This is a genomic window from Polaribacter sp. (genome assembly GCF_965660385.1).
In the GTDB taxonomy this organism is placed as follows: Bacteria; Bacteroidota; Bacteroidia; order Flavobacteriales; family Flavobacteriaceae; genus Polaribacter.
In genome coordinates this window covers 100,528-115,018 of sequence record NZ_CBFHZT010000001.1, presented here as the reverse complement: position 1 = coordinate 115,018, position 14,491 = coordinate 100,528, and the positions used below count along the sequence as shown (strand labels likewise).

Here is a 14,491-nt window from a genome sequence, read left to right as displayed (position 1 = left end):
ATCTTCTAATTATTAGCTGTAAATCTTTACTTTTACTGTGTAAAAAAGTTTAAGATGAATCAAGTAATTACTTTCGGCGAAGTTTTAATGCGAATATCACCAATTGGAAACAAAAAATTTGTACAATCTAATGCTGCAGAGTTTTATTTTGGTGGTACAGAAGTAAACGTTGGTATTTCAATAGCCAATTTTGGAGGTAAAGTAAAGCATATCTCTTGTATTTCTAATGATTTTATTGGAGATACAGCCATATCTTATTTAAACAAATTTAGCGTTGATACTTCATCAATTGTACGTTCTCAAAGACCTTTAGGAGTGTATTTTTTAGAAGTTGGTGCAGTTATGAGACCAAGTACAATTTCTTATAATCGTTCACATTCTTCTTTTTCTGAAATTGTACCAGCTATGGTAAATTGGGAAAAAGCTTTAGAAAATGGAAAATGGTTTCATTGGACAGGAATTACACCTGCTTTGAATAAAGGAAGCCAGCAAACATTATTAGAAGCTGTTAAGTTAGCTAGAAAAAAAGGAATGACGGTTTCTGCAGACCCAACTTATAGAAGTGGTTTGTGGAATTATGGAGAAAAACCTAAAGATGTTTTGGCTGAATTAATGCAGTATTCAACGGTTTTTATAGGTGGTGTAAATGAAATTAATGAGCTTTTAGAAACTAATTATTCTTTTTCTAATGAAGATTTTATAAAGGCTAGCCAACATTTAATTAAAGAATTCCCAACCATAGAAAAAGTTTTTGATAAAATAAGAACTTCCATAAATTCTTCTTGGCATAAAATGAAGGCAAGAATGTGGAATGGCATTGAGTTTCAAGAAACCGAAGAATTAGATATTACACATATAGTGGATAGAATTGGTACTGGTGATGCTTTTGCTGCTGGTGTAATACATGGTTTACAAAATTTTGATGACTTTAAAGCGATGCAATTTGGTAATGCAGCTTGCGCTATAAAACACACCTATGCTGGAGATATAAATTACGCTAACGAACAAGATGTTATAAGTATTTTAGGTGGTAATACTACTGGAAGATTTCAGCGATAACAATTCTACATACCAATTAGTTTTAAAGTTTGCTTTGGTTGTTGCAGAATAATAAAAAAATTACTCTGATAAAAAGTGAAATCTTTTTTACTGTGTAAGATGTGAATTAAAACTATTTTATCCTTCTTTATAAAATCAGTTTTTCTTTAACATAAATTACTTACAAAACATCTGCCCTGCTTATTATTACAGCTAATTATTTTGAGAGTCTTCGTAAGGTTGCGTTTGTCTTTTATTTTTCTGTCTTATATCCATAAAAAAGAAACTTTTGCAAAAAATATTGTATTAATTTATACAATTTGAAACCCTTGTCTTTTTTAATCGTTTTTAAAAATAGAACCAACCTCTAGAATGTCTAAAGAAATTTATTTTTTAGTAAAACAAAGTAAAAAGCGCAATCAAAAAGCGCAATCAAAAAGCGCAAATGAAATTGTATGATTTGCATTGTGATGCCATGTTTGTAATTTCTTGTCGATATTTTAAAAATAAAGAAGAAGCAAAAGATATGATGCAAGAGGGTTTCTTAAAGGCTTTCTTGAATTTAGAACATTATAAAAATGGAACAAATTTTAGTGCTTGGTTAAAAAAAATCGTCATAAATACCTGTATTGATGCTATTAAGAAACGAAAGTTAGATACGGTTTCTTTAGATGATTATCCTTTAGAAATTTCAAACGATGAGGATTGGAATTTTGACACTAGAATCAGCAAATCATCAATTTTAGAAGCGATAGCAGCATTACCACAAAAATACCAATTGGTTATAAAATTGTATTTGTTAGAAGGGTATGATCATCAAGAAATATCAGAGATTTTAAAGATTCCTGTTAAAACCTCAAGAACGCAATTAAGAAGAGCAAAATTGCTTTTAAAAGACAACTTAAAAACTGAGAATTATGGAACATGATATCAGAAAATTATGGAATACAAAAGAAGATGCTAAAACAGAAATTCCTAAAAACCATAGAGCTGATTTTTTACATAAATTAGAACATCAAAATAAAAAACAAAAAGGATTTCGTGGGAATACTATACTCAAAATTGCTGCTGCTGTTGCAATAGTTTTAGTAAGTGCATTTTTCTATTTAAATGCAAATACTACAATTGAAAAGACACCACTTCAAATTCAATTAGCAGCAATTGAAAACGAGTATTTAACCAATATAGATAAGGAATGGCAAGGTTTTATTGAAGTTGCTAAAGACACTGTTTTAGTAAAAAAATATAAAATAAAAATGCGTGATTTTGATAAAGATTACCAAAAAATAACCAAAGCCTTAGAAAAATCCCCTAATAATATAAATGTGTTAGAAGCATTGATAAACAACTTACAAAGACGTTTGGAGTTGGTTAAAAATATTAAAGAACATATTAAAGAGTTGAACCAAAAAAACACCAGTAATGAAACCATATATTTATAGTATTTTATTTTTTTTAGCCACAAGTATTTCTTTTGCACAAACCAAAAAAGTGTTAATTAACAAAAGCTATACTGTTGATGAAAATACAGTCTTAAATTTAGATTTAGATAATGCAGATGTTCATATTATTACTTCTAAAGACGATAAAATACACTTTAATTATCAAATGACTTTCTATAATTACTCTAAAAGAAAAATAGATATTCTATTAGATAAATCAATAGTAAAAACAACTAAAAAGAAAAATCAAATTTTTTTAAAAGCAAAGAATTCTGCTTTTTTAGGAATTGATATAAAGTATCATTCTAATTTTGACTATAAAAATTTTGATAATCCGATCAATATCGTTTATAAAAATTATGTTCAAAATTTTTTAAAAATTTATAAAGAGAGAAAACATTTATATAAAACTAAAGATTCTTTAATAGCAGAAATTAATTTTAGTATAGGAAATGACTTTGATAATTATATAAAAAAAGATATTGATAATTACCCTCATAAGAAAGCTTCAAAAAGCGATAGAAAAATAGAGAAGAAGTTTGTAATTGAAGTACCAAAAAATGTTAGCTTAAAAATAAAAGCATTGGAATCTGATATTAAATTAGATTATGATGTTGAAACTAATTTTAAAATGGAAAGCTTTAAAGGCTTTTTTAAGTTCAAAAGATTAAATGGTAAGAATAATCAAATAAATTCTTCAAATGGTATTCTAGAAACCTATGGACTAAAAAATTCAACACTCAAGTTTAGAGACATGTCAAAAGTAAATATTGGCGTTATTTCTAATTCAAAAATGAAGCTAGAAACATCTACAATTAATGTTGGTGAAATAGGTAAAAATGTTATTGTTACAGATTTTGATAGTAAAATTCATCTTTACAATTTCAATGAAAACTTCAAAAAATTTAATTTAAAAGGAAATTACACAGAACTCAATTTGTACAAAGTAAAAGAGACTAATTTTTCTATGGATGTTTTTGGGTTGAACACCACTTTAAATATGGATGGCATAAAAACATCTTTTGGTACATCTAAAGAAAAAGATATGTTTAAAATTCTCCAGAAAAAGAGAAAGGAAAACATTCCGTTTTTAGGGAGCATTGAAGCCGAGTTAAAAAATGGAATTTTAAATATTAAATAACAAAAAAACCAACTTTTCTTAATTTTGAAAAGTTGGTTCACAAAGTTGGGGAATAATATCATTTATAAATCGAACTTAATACCTTGTGCCAAAGGCAATTCATCTGAATAATTTATGGTATTGGTTTGTCTACGCATATACACTTTCCAAGCATCAGACCCAGATTCTCGTCCACCACCGGTTTCTTTTTCACCTCCAAAAGCGCCACCAATTTCTGCACCAGAAGTTCCAATATTTACGTTGGCAATTCCACAATCAGAACCAGCGTAAGACAAGAATTTCTCTGCTTCTTTAAGCTCATTGGTCATAATTGCAGAGGATAAACCTTGCGCAACTCCATTTTGTTTTGCAATGGCATTTTCTACTTCGCCAGTATATTTCATCAAATATAAAATGGGCGCAAAAGTTTCGTGTTGCACAATTTCAAAATGATTTTCTGCTTCAATAATTGCTGGTTTTACGTAGCAACCACTTTCATAATTTTCACCTTTTAAAACACCACCATCAACCAAAACAGTTCCACCTTCTATTTTTGCTTTTTCAATAGCAGACAAGTAGGTATTTACAGCAGCTGCATCAATTAAAGGACCAACATGATTGTTTTCATCCAAAGGATTTCCAATTTTAATTTGTTGATAAGCACCCACAATGGCATCGCGTACTTTATCGTAAACAGATTCGTGTATAATTAATCTTCTAGTTGATGTACATCTTTGTCCACAAGTACCCACAGCGCCAAAAACAGCTCCAGGAACTACTACTTTTAAATCTGCAGTTGGTGTAATGATAATGGCATTATTTCCACCTAATTCTAATAATGATTTTCCAAAACGCTGTGCCACAGTTGCACCCACAATTCTACCCATTTTTGTAGAACCTGTTGCAGAAACTAAAGGAATTCTACTATCTGTAGTCATCATTTCGCCTACTTTATAATCTCCTGTAATGATGGATGAAATTCCTTCTGGCAAATTATTTGCTGCCAAAATGGTTGCGATAATATTTTGACAAGCAACAGCACACAATGGCGTTTTTTCTGAAGCTTTCCAAACACAAACATCACCACAAACCCAAGCCAAAGCAGTGTTCCAAGCCCAAACAGCCACAGGAAAATTAAAGGCAGAAATAATACCCACAACTCCTATTGGATGCCATTGCTCTCTCATTACATGACCTGGTCTTTCAGAGGGAATCGTTTGTCCATTTAACTGACGAGATAAACCTACTGCAAAATCACAGATATCTATCATTTCTTGTACTTCTCCATATCCTTCTTGCAAAGATTTACCCATTTCGTAGGAAACCAATTTTCCTAAAGGTTCTTTTAATTCTCTTAATTTATTACCAAACTGACGTACAATTTCTCCTCTTTGAGGAGCTGGTTTCTCTCTCCAACCAATAAATGCTTTTGTAGCTGTATTGATTACTTTTTCGTAATCTTCTTTCGTAGTTGATTTTACTTTACCTATTAATTTTCCATCAACAGGAGAAAAACTTTCAATTATTTCTCCATTAGAAAAGCTATTTGAACCAGTAGAAGTTCCGTTATTTATATCTTTTATACCTAATTGGTTCAAGGCTTCTTGTATTCCAAAATCTGTCATTTTGCTGTGTCGTTTTTGTTGTTTACATTCGAAGAACGAATTTACAAATAATTTCACTAACCAATAAATTTAACAATAATTATTGTTTTTGTTTAATTTTAAACATATAATATGAAGAAACTACTTTTTATAATATCATTTGTACTTATTTCTTATGGTTGTCAAAAAGAAACAGCAACATCAAAAAAAGAAACGCCTAAAAAGAGCAATGATTTTGCGATTATTATTCATGGTGGAGCAGGTACCATTTTAAAGAAAAATATGACTGATGAAAAAGAAGCAGCCTATAAAGCGAAATTGGAAGAAGCGATTAAAGTTGGTCATACCATCTTAAAAAATGGAGGAAAAAGTGGTGAGGCTGTACTTAAAACCATTCAGGTTATGGAAGAATCTCCATTATTTAATGCAGGTAAAGGTGCTGTTTTTACACATGAAGAAACCAATGAGTTAGATGCTTCTTTTATGGATGGGAAAACCCTAAATGCAGGTGCAGTTGCAGGAGTTACAAACGTAAAAAGTCCAATAGCATTGGCGATAAAAGTAATGACAGATTCAGATCATGTGATGTTATCAGGAAAAGGAGCATCCACCTTTGCCAAAGAAAAAGGGTTAGAAATTGTAGACCCAAGTTACTTTTATACAGAAAATCGTTTTAAATCATTGCAAAGAATAAAAAATAGAAATAAGACGCAATTAGATCATGATGATAAAAAAGCTGCTTTTTATGACGCCGATATTAAAAATTCAAAATTTGGAACAGTGGGTTGTGTTGCTTTAGATAAAAATGGAAATATTGCTGCAGGAACATCAACTGGAGGCATGACCAACAAACGTTGGGGAAGAATTGGAGATGCGCCTATTATTGGTTCTGGAACGTATGCCAACAATCTTACATGCGGAGTTTCATCTACAGGTTGGGGAGAATATTTTATAAGAAGTCAGGTTGCTTATGATATTTCTGCACAAATGGAATATCAACAAAAAACATTAAAAGAAGCCACTACTGACGTGATTCAAAATAAATTAACCAAACTTGGTGGAACAGGTGGTGTGATTGCTTTAGATAAAAACGGAAATATGTCTTTTGAATTCAATACAGCAGGAATGTACAGAGCTTCTATGGATGATGCAGGAAATTTAATTGTGAAAATTTACAAAGAATAAGCCAACCATTCTTCTGGTAATGGTTCTAAATTGATAGTTTTAATTTCAGATTTAAGTTTGATACTAAGACCTAACTTTGTGATTATCGGAATCGATAAATTCACGTTATTTCTCTTATTGATGATTTCTAAAACCTCTCTTATTGGTTTTTTTCCACATAACACCAAACTATTCATCATTGCATTAGATTCGATTGATAAATCATACAAATCCACATAATATTTTGGTTGATTATCTTGATAAATAAGATATTGAGAAGATTTTCTTCTCGATAATCCTGTAATTTTCTTTATTCCACTAAACGTTCTATACGTTGTCTCTATGATTTCCATCTTGCATTATTATATTAAATTCTCAACAATCATTTAAACTACACTTTAACTCAAAAAGCCTGTAAATGTAGTCATTCACTTGTTTTTTGTGTTTTGAAATTCGTCTAACTGATACAATTAATCGCTAAGTTGTTATGTATATACGTAAAAAGTAAAGAGATGGTTTTTTAAAATTGATAAATAATACCAGAATAAATACCAAGATTAAAAGGTGCAAAGCCATTTGCATTATCTGTAAAGGTGTTTAGCTGAACTTTAACCATAGGATTTACGTGAAAAGACCATTTTGCAGTAAAACTATAATTGAAATCGAAACCTAAATTTCCACTAAAATTAAGGTTGCTTAAATTAACAGCCTGTAAATTTTCAGAGAAATTACTGGTGTTTAAAACAACCTCATTCTTATTTAAAAATAAAGTGCTAAAACCAGTGACAATAGCAGTATTTATCTTTTTATTTCTCGAAAAATTATATTTAACTTCTAAAGGAATTTCTATATATCCAAAATTTTGATATAAATTCCCTGTATTCGTCACCTTAGTGTTGGCTCCAAAATCGGCGGCTAGCAGTGCGTTTTCATTGGCAACATTTGTATCGAAAGAAAAAACAGCACCATTTGAAAAATTCGTAGCAAAAGGATTGTTACTTGAAGAAGTATGTATTGTAATTTGTGTGTTTGTATACGCCATTTCTTGCAATTGAATACCCGATTGAATAGACCATCTTTCTCCTAATTTATAGGCAATTTGAACACCATAAGCATAACTGTTTTTACCAGAAGTTGAGGATGCTAAACTAGCATTAATAGGAGATGTATCTGTTAAAGAATTAGATTGAAGTACCGCAAAAACAGGTGCAAGAGACCAATTTTTAGATGATTTTTTTGCTATTGATTTTTCATTATTTTTTGTAAAATTAGTAATATCTAACCCTTGATGCTTACTTTTAAGACCTTCTAATTTTTGAGTTGATAAAATAAAATCTTGTTGAAGTGTTTTTAGGTTGATATTTGTAGCGTGATAACTAGAAAGTACAGTTGCAACATTTTTTTTAGGTTGATAAGTATTTTTCTTCTCATTTTTATTAGAAAAAATACTGTTCTTTTTTGGCTCTTCTAAGATATCTACTTTTTTAGAAATCAAAATGTGGTTTAAGCTCTTATGATTCTTTCTTAAAGTGTCAATTTTTGGTTGAACATCATTTTTTTCCTTTGGTATTGTAGTAATAATTTCATTTGAATTTGGCTTATTATTTTGGTTTACATCATCAGAAAAAGGCTTGAAAATAGACACTAAAACCAAAATTGAAGCAACAGCACCAGAAAACCACCAAAAAGGAAATATACTTCTTTTTTTCTTTTTTAGCTGAGTTTCAATATTGTTCCATACCCTTTCGTTTGGAGAAACTTCCAAACTTTTAAGCTGTTCTTGAAACAAATTATCTATTTTTTTAAAGCCCATTAATTCGATGTGTTTTTGGGGTTCATCAACTTTTCTTTTAAAATTTTTCTTGCCCTAGATAAGTTTGATTTCGAGGTTCCCTCAGAAATTTTTAACAGTGTTGCAATTTCTTTATGAGAATACTCATCTAATACATACAAATTAAACACCAAACGATATCTATCTGGCAATTGTTGAATACATTGTAGCAAAACGTTTACACTAAAATCTGAGTTTTCAAAGTCAATTTCTTCCTCCTCTGTGTCATCTGCAACTTCGTTTACAATTTGTAAAGGTGCTTTTTCACGATATTTTTGTAATGCTGTATTAATGGTAATTCGTTTTATCCAACCTTCAAAAGAACCTTTATGATTGTACTGTTTAATTTTTGCAAAAATGGCTAAAAAGCTATCTTGTAAATTGTCTTCAGCATCTTGATAATTTTTGGCGTATTTTAGAGAAACAGCAAAAAGTTTATCCGCAAATAGTTGATAAACTTTAGACTGAGCTTCTAAATTTTGCTCACAACATTTTTGTATAAGTTCTTCGAGTTTGATGGGCCTAATTTACAGGAACTACAACTTCTTCAAAAACTGCATCGCCATTTGCATCTTCTCCTTTATAAAACTTAAAAAGATAATCTTCTTGTTGCGTTGCTGTTACAATTAAATTGTAATCGTATTGTGTAGCATCATCTGCACAAGTTGCATCTAAATCTGTTATGGCTCTAAAGGCTACAATTCTGGTTGTGTCTTGGTACTCGTAATAAATATTGTCAAAATATGAACAATTATTTTTTAAAGAGTATTTTAATTTTATCGTGTCTTTTTGTCCAAAAACAAAACTAACTGGAGCTATATATTCATCAATAGCAACAAAGCTGAATTCTAAATTTGGCCGATCATTATCATCATTTAAACAAGAGTAAAAAACGAAAACACTAGCAAATAATAAGATATGTTTTTTCATAATTAGATATTTAATAGATTAAAACTGGATATTCATTTTGGCAATCGATACTTTTTGGAGGATTAACAACAGCACAATCTGATACAATACTCCATTTTATATTAAATTCTTTTTCAGCATTTGTATAAGTGGCAACTTTCTCTAAAAAATCAGTAACATCGATATTACTGTTATAAGGCAGATAACCTTGAGGACCTCCACAAGCTTTGGCTCCAAAAGCTACAAAAGACCAATCATTTGAATCTGAACAAGGTGTACTATAAGCCAAATTTGAAATTTCTTCAAACAAAGTCATTAAAGCTCTATGCTCTTTTTCTTGTTCAGATAGTTCTCGTTTCACAACAAGTTTTTGTTCTGTTAACTCCACAATCCTCCATCCATAAAAATTAGGAAAACCTTGAGTAGCAATACTAATTAAATCCTCATCTATGGTAAATGAGCCATAAACATTAAAAAAAGTAAGAGGTGGTGTTCCACAAAATCCAGAAGTTCTTTCAATTAACTCTCCATTTTGTTTAAACGTTATCCCATAATCTTCATCTGGTAGAGAATTACCTCTTATAAAAGTTGTTTTTTCTTCATCGTAAACAGGTGACACCCAATTACCCAATAATAAATTATCTGCATCTAAATGCGGTTCTTTGTTACTCTCGCAAGCAAAAAATAGAGTGATAAAAATAACGAAGTATATATTTTTAAATTTCATAATAAACTATTTTAAATAGGTAAATTTTCTGATGTTTTTTCAATTTTAGATATTATTTGAACCAGTGTAGTTTTTATAGATGATGCATCTTGAGGAGGATTTTTGATTTCACTTTCCCTCACAACAAGCTCGTATTCAAAACCTTCTTCATATTCAAAATTGATAATTGAATCATAAAAATAGGTCCAATTTTGAGCATCATTTTCTTTCACTAAAAAGCACTTTTGTGGTGCAACACCAACACAATCTGCCTTTTGAGAGGCAACAATGAGCGTTTTTTCTGCTTGATTTGAATTCTTGTCTTCACAAGAAGTTAAACATAGCGTAACGCATAGAAAGAGTAGATATTTTTTCATTTTATTGATAATGTATTTGAGTGTTCCATCCTTCTAAATTTAAATAAAGTTCCGAAAAATCTTCTTTTAAAGTTGAAATATTGAACGTAAATTCTTTTTCAAAAACAGCCAAACAAGCTTCATTATTTTCTAAAGCAAGCTTTATGTTTCGCTGTACTGGGTACGATTCTAAAATCTCATTAGCATCGATTAAAACAGCATTCCAATCTTCTATACCACAACCACTACTGCTAATTTTAATGCTTAATAAATTATTTTCTAATTTCACATCTGTAATTGAGTAATTATTTGTTACTGTTGATTGATACAACTTATTATTGATAATCACAGATTCATTTTGTAAAATAGCATCATCAATATTGTCATTACAACCTGTAAAACACAAAAAAACAATTGTAATTGTTAGTATTTTGCAAATTATTAATTTTCCCATATCACCTTAATTTTAATAGCATTAGTTTCAAAATATGGACAAGTATTTACGCCTGCAATTCCACCAAATTCACAAATAATGTTACCTTCACAATTGTAAACTGTTGTTAAATTATCAGCACAACCATTACAGATATCAATTAAAAAAACACTTTCATTATTATATTCATATAAAATAATATTCTTTTTAGTTGCAGATGCACTTTGCTCAAAACCTTCTTTTATTTCTTGTAACCAATTTAAATCTTCAAGAGGTACATCAACATTACAAACATTTGTAGGTAACGTGTTGTTTAATGAACAAGAAGTTAAAAAAAACACCGAAAAAACTATAAAAAAAATCTTCATTACTGAGTTTATATCTATAAGATACAAAAAGAATAAAAAGGTTGCGTGGAATAGTGTTATTTTTGTTGATACTTATGCAAAATGCTATTTTTAACATAAAAAACGAACAAGACTTCACAAAAATTACCCTCGAGGTTTTTAAACATCAATTTAAAAATAATAGAGTGTATCGTTCTTTTTGTGATTTGCTATACATACATCCTGCTGATGTTAAAGCGATTGAAGACATTCCGTTTTTACCCATTCAATTTTTTAAGAGTAGAAAAGTAATTTCTTCTTTACAAGAAATTGATGAAATTTTTACCAGTTCTGGAACTACAGGAAGTATTACCAGCAAACATTATGTTAGCGATATTAACTTGTACAAAAAAAGTTATTTAAAAGGATTTGCCCATTTTTATGGAAATATAGAAAATTATGTTGTGCTAGCGTTGTTGCCAAATTATCTTGAACGTAAGGGATCTTCGTTAGTTTTTATGGTTGATGATTTAATTAACAAGACAAAAAATGATGAAAGCGGATTTTATTTAAATAATTTGGATGAATTGGCCACAAAACTCATCAATTTAAATAAAAAAGAACAAAAAGTTTTATTAATAGGTGTTTCTTTTGCGTTGCTAGATTTAATTGAAAAACAAAAATTTAGACTAAACAACACCATAATAATGGAAACTGGTGGCATGAAAGGACGAAGAAAAGAACTGGTTAGAGAAGAATTGCATCAACTTTTACAAAAGGGTTTTGGCGTTACTGAAATTCATTCTGAATACGGAATGACAGAGTTGTTAAGTCAAGCTTATTCTAAAGGCAATGGAATTTTTAAAACACCACCTTGGATGAAAATTTTAACAAGAGATACTGAAGATGCCTTAAGCATTCAGCAAACAGGAAAAACAGGCGGAATTAATGTAATTGACTTAGCCAATTACAACTCATGCAGTTTTATTGCCACACAAGATTTAGGAAAAGTGCATGAAAACGATACTTTCGAAATTATTGGTCGTTTTGATAATGCTGATATCAGAGGTTGTAACTTGATGGTTTTATAATTAAGAAAGATAAAAAAATGAGCTATTTAACCTTAATGTATTTGCATTTAGCAACAGTTGTACCTAGTTTTGTTATTGGTACCCTAGTTTTGTTGATTAAAAAAGGTACGAAAATCCATGTTGTTTTAGGTAGAGTTTATATGATACTAATGCTTATTACAGCAGCTATTACTCTATTTATGCCTGCAGATGTTGGCCCAACAATTTTTAATCATTTTGGTTGGATTTATAGTTTTAGTTTTTTAACCCTCTACACAGTACCTACAGCATATTTAGCCATAAAAAAGGGAAATGTAAAAGCGCATAAACGTAAAATGATCTTACTGTATTTTGGTGCTATTATTATTGCTGGTGGGTTTACATTTACCCCTGGTAGATATTTATACAATCTCTTTTTTTCTTGATAAATTAAAAATATAAATAGCTTAAAATAAAGGTTAGGTAAATAAATATAGCCTCATCGTATATCTTTATAGTAATACATTTTACCTTTAAAAACGGTAGAATCGACGAAATTTCTAGTAATCCAAAAGCAATCAGTAGTATCTTTGAAATGTATTTAAACAACAATTATAAGTTGGGGGATTTATAAATTGTATTAGAGTAAGAGCTGATGTATCAGCTCTTACTTGTTTTATAACTTATATCAATACCTTCAGCCTTGTAAGTTTAAGAACGTTTATCGACCAAAGAAAAAACAAAACTCGATGAAACGTATACTTACCATTATAACAATTGTAATTTCAACTTCTTCTATATTGGCTCAAAATTACAATCTAAAAAAAGGATTTGTAGCAGCTGGTTATGATGTAGTTTCATATTTCCAAAACAAAGCCGAAAAAGGAGATAACAATTTTATAACCAAATTTGATGGTGTAAACTTTAAGTTTTCCTCTAAAGAAAATTTAGAGATTTTTAAAAAGAATCCAAAGAAATATATACCAGCTTATGGTGGATTTTGTGCCTATGCAATTGGTGTTAAAGGTAAAAAAGTAGACATAAACCCAAAAACTTTTGAGATTAGAGATGAAAAATTATATCTCTTTTACAATTCTTGGGGAACAAATACATTGCAGTTATGGAAAGATGAGGGTGCAGCAGTTTTACAAAAAAAAGCAGATAAAAACTGGAAAAAAATAATGCATAACTAATTGGACTTAAATAAAAAATTAAGTGATTTTTTTAATTCTATAATCTAAATAGCAAGAACTGGTTTCCAACTCTTTTTTTATTTATAGTGATTAATAATAATTCTACTATTTTTGGGAATCAACTTTACTTAAGAAACATGAAACATATTATTATCTTCATCTTTGTGTTTTTCACAACTGTCACTTTCTTAGGACAAGAAAAACCTTTTATTAATGATTATTTAGAAAGGTTAGAAAATTCTAAAAAATACACCTTATTGGTTGCAGAAAAAATGCCTGAAAATAAATACAGTTTTAAAGCTGCAGATGGTTCTTTGTCGTTTGCACAAAACTTTTTGCATATTGGTTTTGCAATGAATTGGCATAGTAAAACATTACTAAAAGGTGAAGAAACTTATTCTTGGCAACAAGACACCGTTTTTAAAGTAGCTGGCAAATCAAAAAAAGAAATGATTGCTTTAATTGATAAAACTTTTGATGAAGCCATACAATTTATATGTAATTTTGAAACGAATAATTTAGAGGATACTATAGAATATTTTGGCTTTAAAAGAACAAAAAGACAAATTTTACTATTACTTTCAGATCATATTACACATCATAGAGCACAAATGATTGTTTATTTACGATTGAATGGTATTGTGCCTCCCAGGTATGTACTTTTTCAATAATAGTTAATCCTTACTTAAAAAAATATTTCCTTTTATAGTAGTTACTTTAAACTGATGAGAAGCGTTTTTTGAGGTTCTTTGAAACCCTTTTTCTTGTAAAATACCATCTATTTTTATGTTTCCGCTTTTTGTAGTTAAATGTAAATTGGTGTTTTTGATTGATGCGTATACATTACCAGAATACAATTTTAAAATAGTATTTGCATTAATTTCATTTAGTTTTACAATTCCGTTTTCAATATAAATGGCTAAATTATTTTCAATACTTTTTGAGGCTATATCTACATTTTCACCAAAAATATATACCTTTTTATTTTTAGGAACCTTTACAACTGCATGAGCTCTTTGTAATCTTTTAGTAATAAATTTTCTAAAAATAACTTCTCGAGTTTCAGTGCCTTCAAAATCGAATTTTATGTTTACCAACTTGTCATTATTTTCTATTTTTATCAACTGTTCGTCATAACTTTCGGCATACAAAAAAACCTCAATAAAATTAGTATCTGAATTTTCTATCACCAAATTATCTAAACCCGCTGTGTAGATGTTAACTTCATTTGCAAATGTTTCAAATGTTTTGCTGATGTTCTTTTGCGAAAAAGTTATCATTGAAATCAACATAAAAAAGGATACAAACGCTACTTTCATC

The 14,491-nt window shown here is 29.4% G+C and carries 19 protein-coding genes; 9 read left to right on the top strand and 10 right to left on the bottom strand.

Annotated elements, in window-relative coordinates; translation table 11 throughout:
* Positions 1–54: 54 nt before the first annotated feature.
* The 4 genes from ACTG3V_RS00500 (at position 55) to ACTG3V_RS00485 (ending at position 3,621) form a co-directional block, all read left to right on the top strand.
* Positions 55–1,059 (top strand): sugar kinase, encoded by a 1,005-nt coding sequence (locus ACTG3V_RS00500; protein ID WP_439130155.1) that lies wholly within the window; start codon positions 55–57, stop codon positions 1,057–1,059.
* A 424-nt stretch (positions 1,060–1,483) separates the two neighbouring features.
* On the top strand, positions 1,484–1,966 hold the full coding sequence (locus tag ACTG3V_RS00495; RefSeq protein ID WP_439130154.1) for an RNA polymerase sigma factor: 483 nt from the start codon (positions 1,484–1,486) through the stop codon (positions 1,964–1,966).
* On the top strand, positions 1,956–2,480 hold the full coding sequence (locus ACTG3V_RS00490) for a hypothetical protein (protein ID WP_439130153.1): 525 nt from the start codon (positions 1,956–1,958) through the stop codon (positions 2,478–2,480). Before ACTG3V_RS00495 ends, ACTG3V_RS00490 begins: the two co-directional genes overlap by 11 nt.
* Positions 2,461–3,621, top strand: a complete 1,161-nt coding sequence (locus tag ACTG3V_RS00485; RefSeq protein ID WP_439130152.1) for a hypothetical protein — start codon at positions 2,461–2,463, stop codon at positions 3,619–3,621. The genes ACTG3V_RS00490 and ACTG3V_RS00485 overlap by 20 nt, the downstream gene beginning before the upstream one ends.
* A gap of 62 nt (positions 3,622–3,683) precedes the next feature.
* On the opposite strand, the gene amaB is transcribed toward ACTG3V_RS00485, so the two are convergent.
* Positions 3,684–5,225 carry an L-piperidine-6-carboxylate dehydrogenase gene (gene amaB, locus ACTG3V_RS00480; RefSeq protein ID WP_439130151.1) on the bottom strand — a complete coding sequence of 514 codons (1,542 nt, stop codon included), beginning with the start codon at positions 5,223–5,225 and terminating at the stop codon, positions 3,684–3,686.
* A gap of 111 nt (positions 5,226–5,336) precedes the next feature.
* On the opposite strand from amaB, the gene ACTG3V_RS00475 reads away from it, so the two are divergent.
* Complete coding sequence (locus ACTG3V_RS00475; protein ID WP_439130150.1) at positions 5,337–6,389, top strand: isoaspartyl peptidase/L-asparaginase family protein; 1,053 nt, start codon at positions 5,337–5,339, stop codon at positions 6,387–6,389.
* Here the strand turns inward: ACTG3V_RS00475 and ACTG3V_RS00470 are convergent.
* The 8 genes from ACTG3V_RS00470 to ACTG3V_RS00435 form a co-directional block, all read right to left on the bottom strand.
* Positions 6,377–6,721, bottom strand: a complete 345-nt coding sequence (locus tag ACTG3V_RS00470) for a hypothetical protein (RefSeq protein WP_439130149.1) — start codon at positions 6,719–6,721, stop codon at positions 6,377–6,379. The two genes, ACTG3V_RS00475 and ACTG3V_RS00470, sit on opposite strands and share 13 nt — an antisense overlap.
* A gap of 167 nt (positions 6,722–6,888) precedes the next feature.
* Entirely contained in the window at positions 6,889–8,181 is a 1,293-nt protein-coding gene (locus tag ACTG3V_RS00465; protein WP_439130148.1) for a hypothetical protein, read from the bottom strand.
* Positions 8,181–8,717 (bottom strand): RNA polymerase sigma factor, encoded by a 537-nt coding sequence (locus ACTG3V_RS00460; RefSeq protein WP_439130229.1) that lies wholly within the window; start codon positions 8,715–8,717, stop codon positions 8,181–8,183. Before ACTG3V_RS00460 ends, ACTG3V_RS00465 begins: the two co-directional genes overlap by 1 nt.
* A gap of 4 nt (positions 8,718–8,721) precedes the next feature.
* Entirely contained in the window at positions 8,722–9,129 is a 408-nt protein-coding gene (locus ACTG3V_RS00455) for a hypothetical protein (protein WP_439130147.1), read from the bottom strand.
* A gap of 10 nt (positions 9,130–9,139) precedes the next feature.
* The gene (locus tag ACTG3V_RS00450) at positions 9,140–9,835 is read right to left on the bottom strand and encodes a hypothetical protein (protein WP_439130146.1); all 696 of its coding nucleotides are present in this window, start codon (positions 9,833–9,835) and stop codon (positions 9,140–9,142) included.
* Between the two features lie 11 nt (positions 9,836–9,846).
* Complete coding sequence (locus ACTG3V_RS00445) at positions 9,847–10,191, bottom strand: DUF4377 domain-containing protein (protein WP_439130145.1); 345 nt, start codon at positions 10,189–10,191, stop codon at positions 9,847–9,849.
* A 1-nt stretch (position 10,192) separates the two neighbouring features.
* Positions 10,193–10,624, bottom strand: coding sequence for a hypothetical protein (locus ACTG3V_RS00440; protein ID WP_439130144.1), 432 nt, complete (start codon positions 10,622–10,624; stop codon positions 10,193–10,195).
* Positions 10,612–10,971, bottom strand: coding sequence for a DUF6970 domain-containing protein (locus ACTG3V_RS00435; protein WP_439130143.1), 360 nt, complete (start codon positions 10,969–10,971; stop codon positions 10,612–10,614). The genes ACTG3V_RS00440 and ACTG3V_RS00435 overlap by 13 nt, the downstream gene beginning before the upstream one ends.
* Positions 10,972–11,045: 74 nt before the next feature.
* On the opposite strand from ACTG3V_RS00435, the gene ACTG3V_RS00430 reads away from it, so the two are divergent.
* From ACTG3V_RS00430 to ACTG3V_RS00415, 4 genes are all read left to right on the top strand, one after another.
* Positions 11,046–12,020, top strand: coding sequence for a LuxE/PaaK family acyltransferase (locus ACTG3V_RS00430; protein WP_439130142.1), 975 nt, complete (start codon positions 11,046–11,048; stop codon positions 12,018–12,020).
* A 17-nt stretch (positions 12,021–12,037) separates the two neighbouring features.
* Complete coding sequence (locus ACTG3V_RS00425; protein WP_439130141.1) at positions 12,038–12,424, top strand: DUF2306 domain-containing protein; 387 nt, start codon at positions 12,038–12,040, stop codon at positions 12,422–12,424.
* A gap of 303 nt (positions 12,425–12,727) precedes the next feature.
* The gene (locus ACTG3V_RS00420) at positions 12,728–13,171 is read left to right on the top strand and encodes a YHS domain-containing (seleno)protein (RefSeq protein ID WP_439130140.1); all 444 of its coding nucleotides are present in this window, start codon (positions 12,728–12,730) and stop codon (positions 13,169–13,171) included.
* A gap of 137 nt (positions 13,172–13,308) precedes the next feature.
* On the top strand, positions 13,309–13,842 hold the full coding sequence (locus ACTG3V_RS00415) for a DinB family protein (RefSeq protein WP_439130139.1): 534 nt from the start codon (positions 13,309–13,311) through the stop codon (positions 13,840–13,842).
* A gap of 3 nt (positions 13,843–13,845) precedes the next feature.
* On the opposite strand, the gene ACTG3V_RS00410 is transcribed toward ACTG3V_RS00415, so the two are convergent.
* The gene (locus tag ACTG3V_RS00410) at positions 13,846–14,490 is read right to left on the bottom strand and encodes a hypothetical protein (RefSeq protein WP_439130138.1); all 645 of its coding nucleotides are present in this window, start codon (positions 14,488–14,490) and stop codon (positions 13,846–13,848) included.
* Position 14,491 lies beyond the last annotated feature (1 nt).

Coding starts and splice junctions, on each gene's coding strand:
- ACTG3V_RS00500 (WP_439130155.1), top strand. CDS start 55: ATGAATCAAGTAATTACTTTCGGCGAAGTTTTAATGCGAATATCACCA.
- ACTG3V_RS00495 (WP_439130154.1), top strand. CDS start 1,484: ATGAAATTGTATGATTTGCATTGTGATGCCATGTTTGTAATTTCTTGT.
- ACTG3V_RS00490 (WP_439130153.1), top strand. CDS start 1,956: ATGGAACATGATATCAGAAAATTATGGAATACAAAAGAAGATGCTAAA.
- ACTG3V_RS00485 (WP_439130152.1), top strand. CDS start 2,461: ATGAAACCATATATTTATAGTATTTTATTTTTTTTAGCCACAAGTATT.
- amaB (WP_439130151.1), bottom strand. CDS start 5,225: ATGACAGATTTTGGAATACAAGAAGCCTTGAACCAATTAGGTATAAAA.
- ACTG3V_RS00475 (WP_439130150.1), top strand. CDS start 5,337: ATGAAGAAACTACTTTTTATAATATCATTTGTACTTATTTCTTATGGT.
- ACTG3V_RS00470 (WP_439130149.1), bottom strand. CDS start 6,721: ATGGAAATCATAGAGACAACGTATAGAACGTTTAGTGGAATAAAGAAA.
- ACTG3V_RS00465 (WP_439130148.1), bottom strand. CDS start 8,181: ATGGGCTTTAAAAAAATAGATAATTTGTTTCAAGAACAGCTTAAAAGT.
- ACTG3V_RS00455 (WP_439130147.1), bottom strand. CDS start 9,129: ATGAAAAAACATATCTTATTATTTGCTAGTGTTTTCGTTTTTTACTCT.
- ACTG3V_RS00450 (WP_439130146.1), bottom strand. CDS start 9,835: ATGAAATTTAAAAATATATACTTCGTTATTTTTATCACTCTATTTTTT.
- ACTG3V_RS00445 (WP_439130145.1), bottom strand. CDS start 10,191: ATGAAAAAATATCTACTCTTTCTATGCGTTACGCTATGTTTAACTTCT.
- ACTG3V_RS00440 (WP_439130144.1), bottom strand. CDS start 10,624: ATGGGAAAATTAATAATTTGCAAAATACTAACAATTACAATTGTTTTT.
- ACTG3V_RS00435 (WP_439130143.1), bottom strand. CDS start 10,971: ATGAAGATTTTTTTTATAGTTTTTTCGGTGTTTTTTTTAACTTCTTGT.
- ACTG3V_RS00430 (WP_439130142.1), top strand. CDS start 11,046: ATGCAAAATGCTATTTTTAACATAAAAAACGAACAAGACTTCACAAAA.
- ACTG3V_RS00425 (WP_439130141.1), top strand. CDS start 12,038: ATGAGCTATTTAACCTTAATGTATTTGCATTTAGCAACAGTTGTACCT.
- ACTG3V_RS00420 (WP_439130140.1), top strand. CDS start 12,728: ATGAAACGTATACTTACCATTATAACAATTGTAATTTCAACTTCTTCT.
- ACTG3V_RS00415 (WP_439130139.1), top strand. CDS start 13,309: ATGAAACATATTATTATCTTCATCTTTGTGTTTTTCACAACTGTCACT.
- ACTG3V_RS00410 (WP_439130138.1), bottom strand. CDS start 14,490: ATGAAAGTAGCGTTTGTATCCTTTTTTATGTTGATTTCAATGATAACT.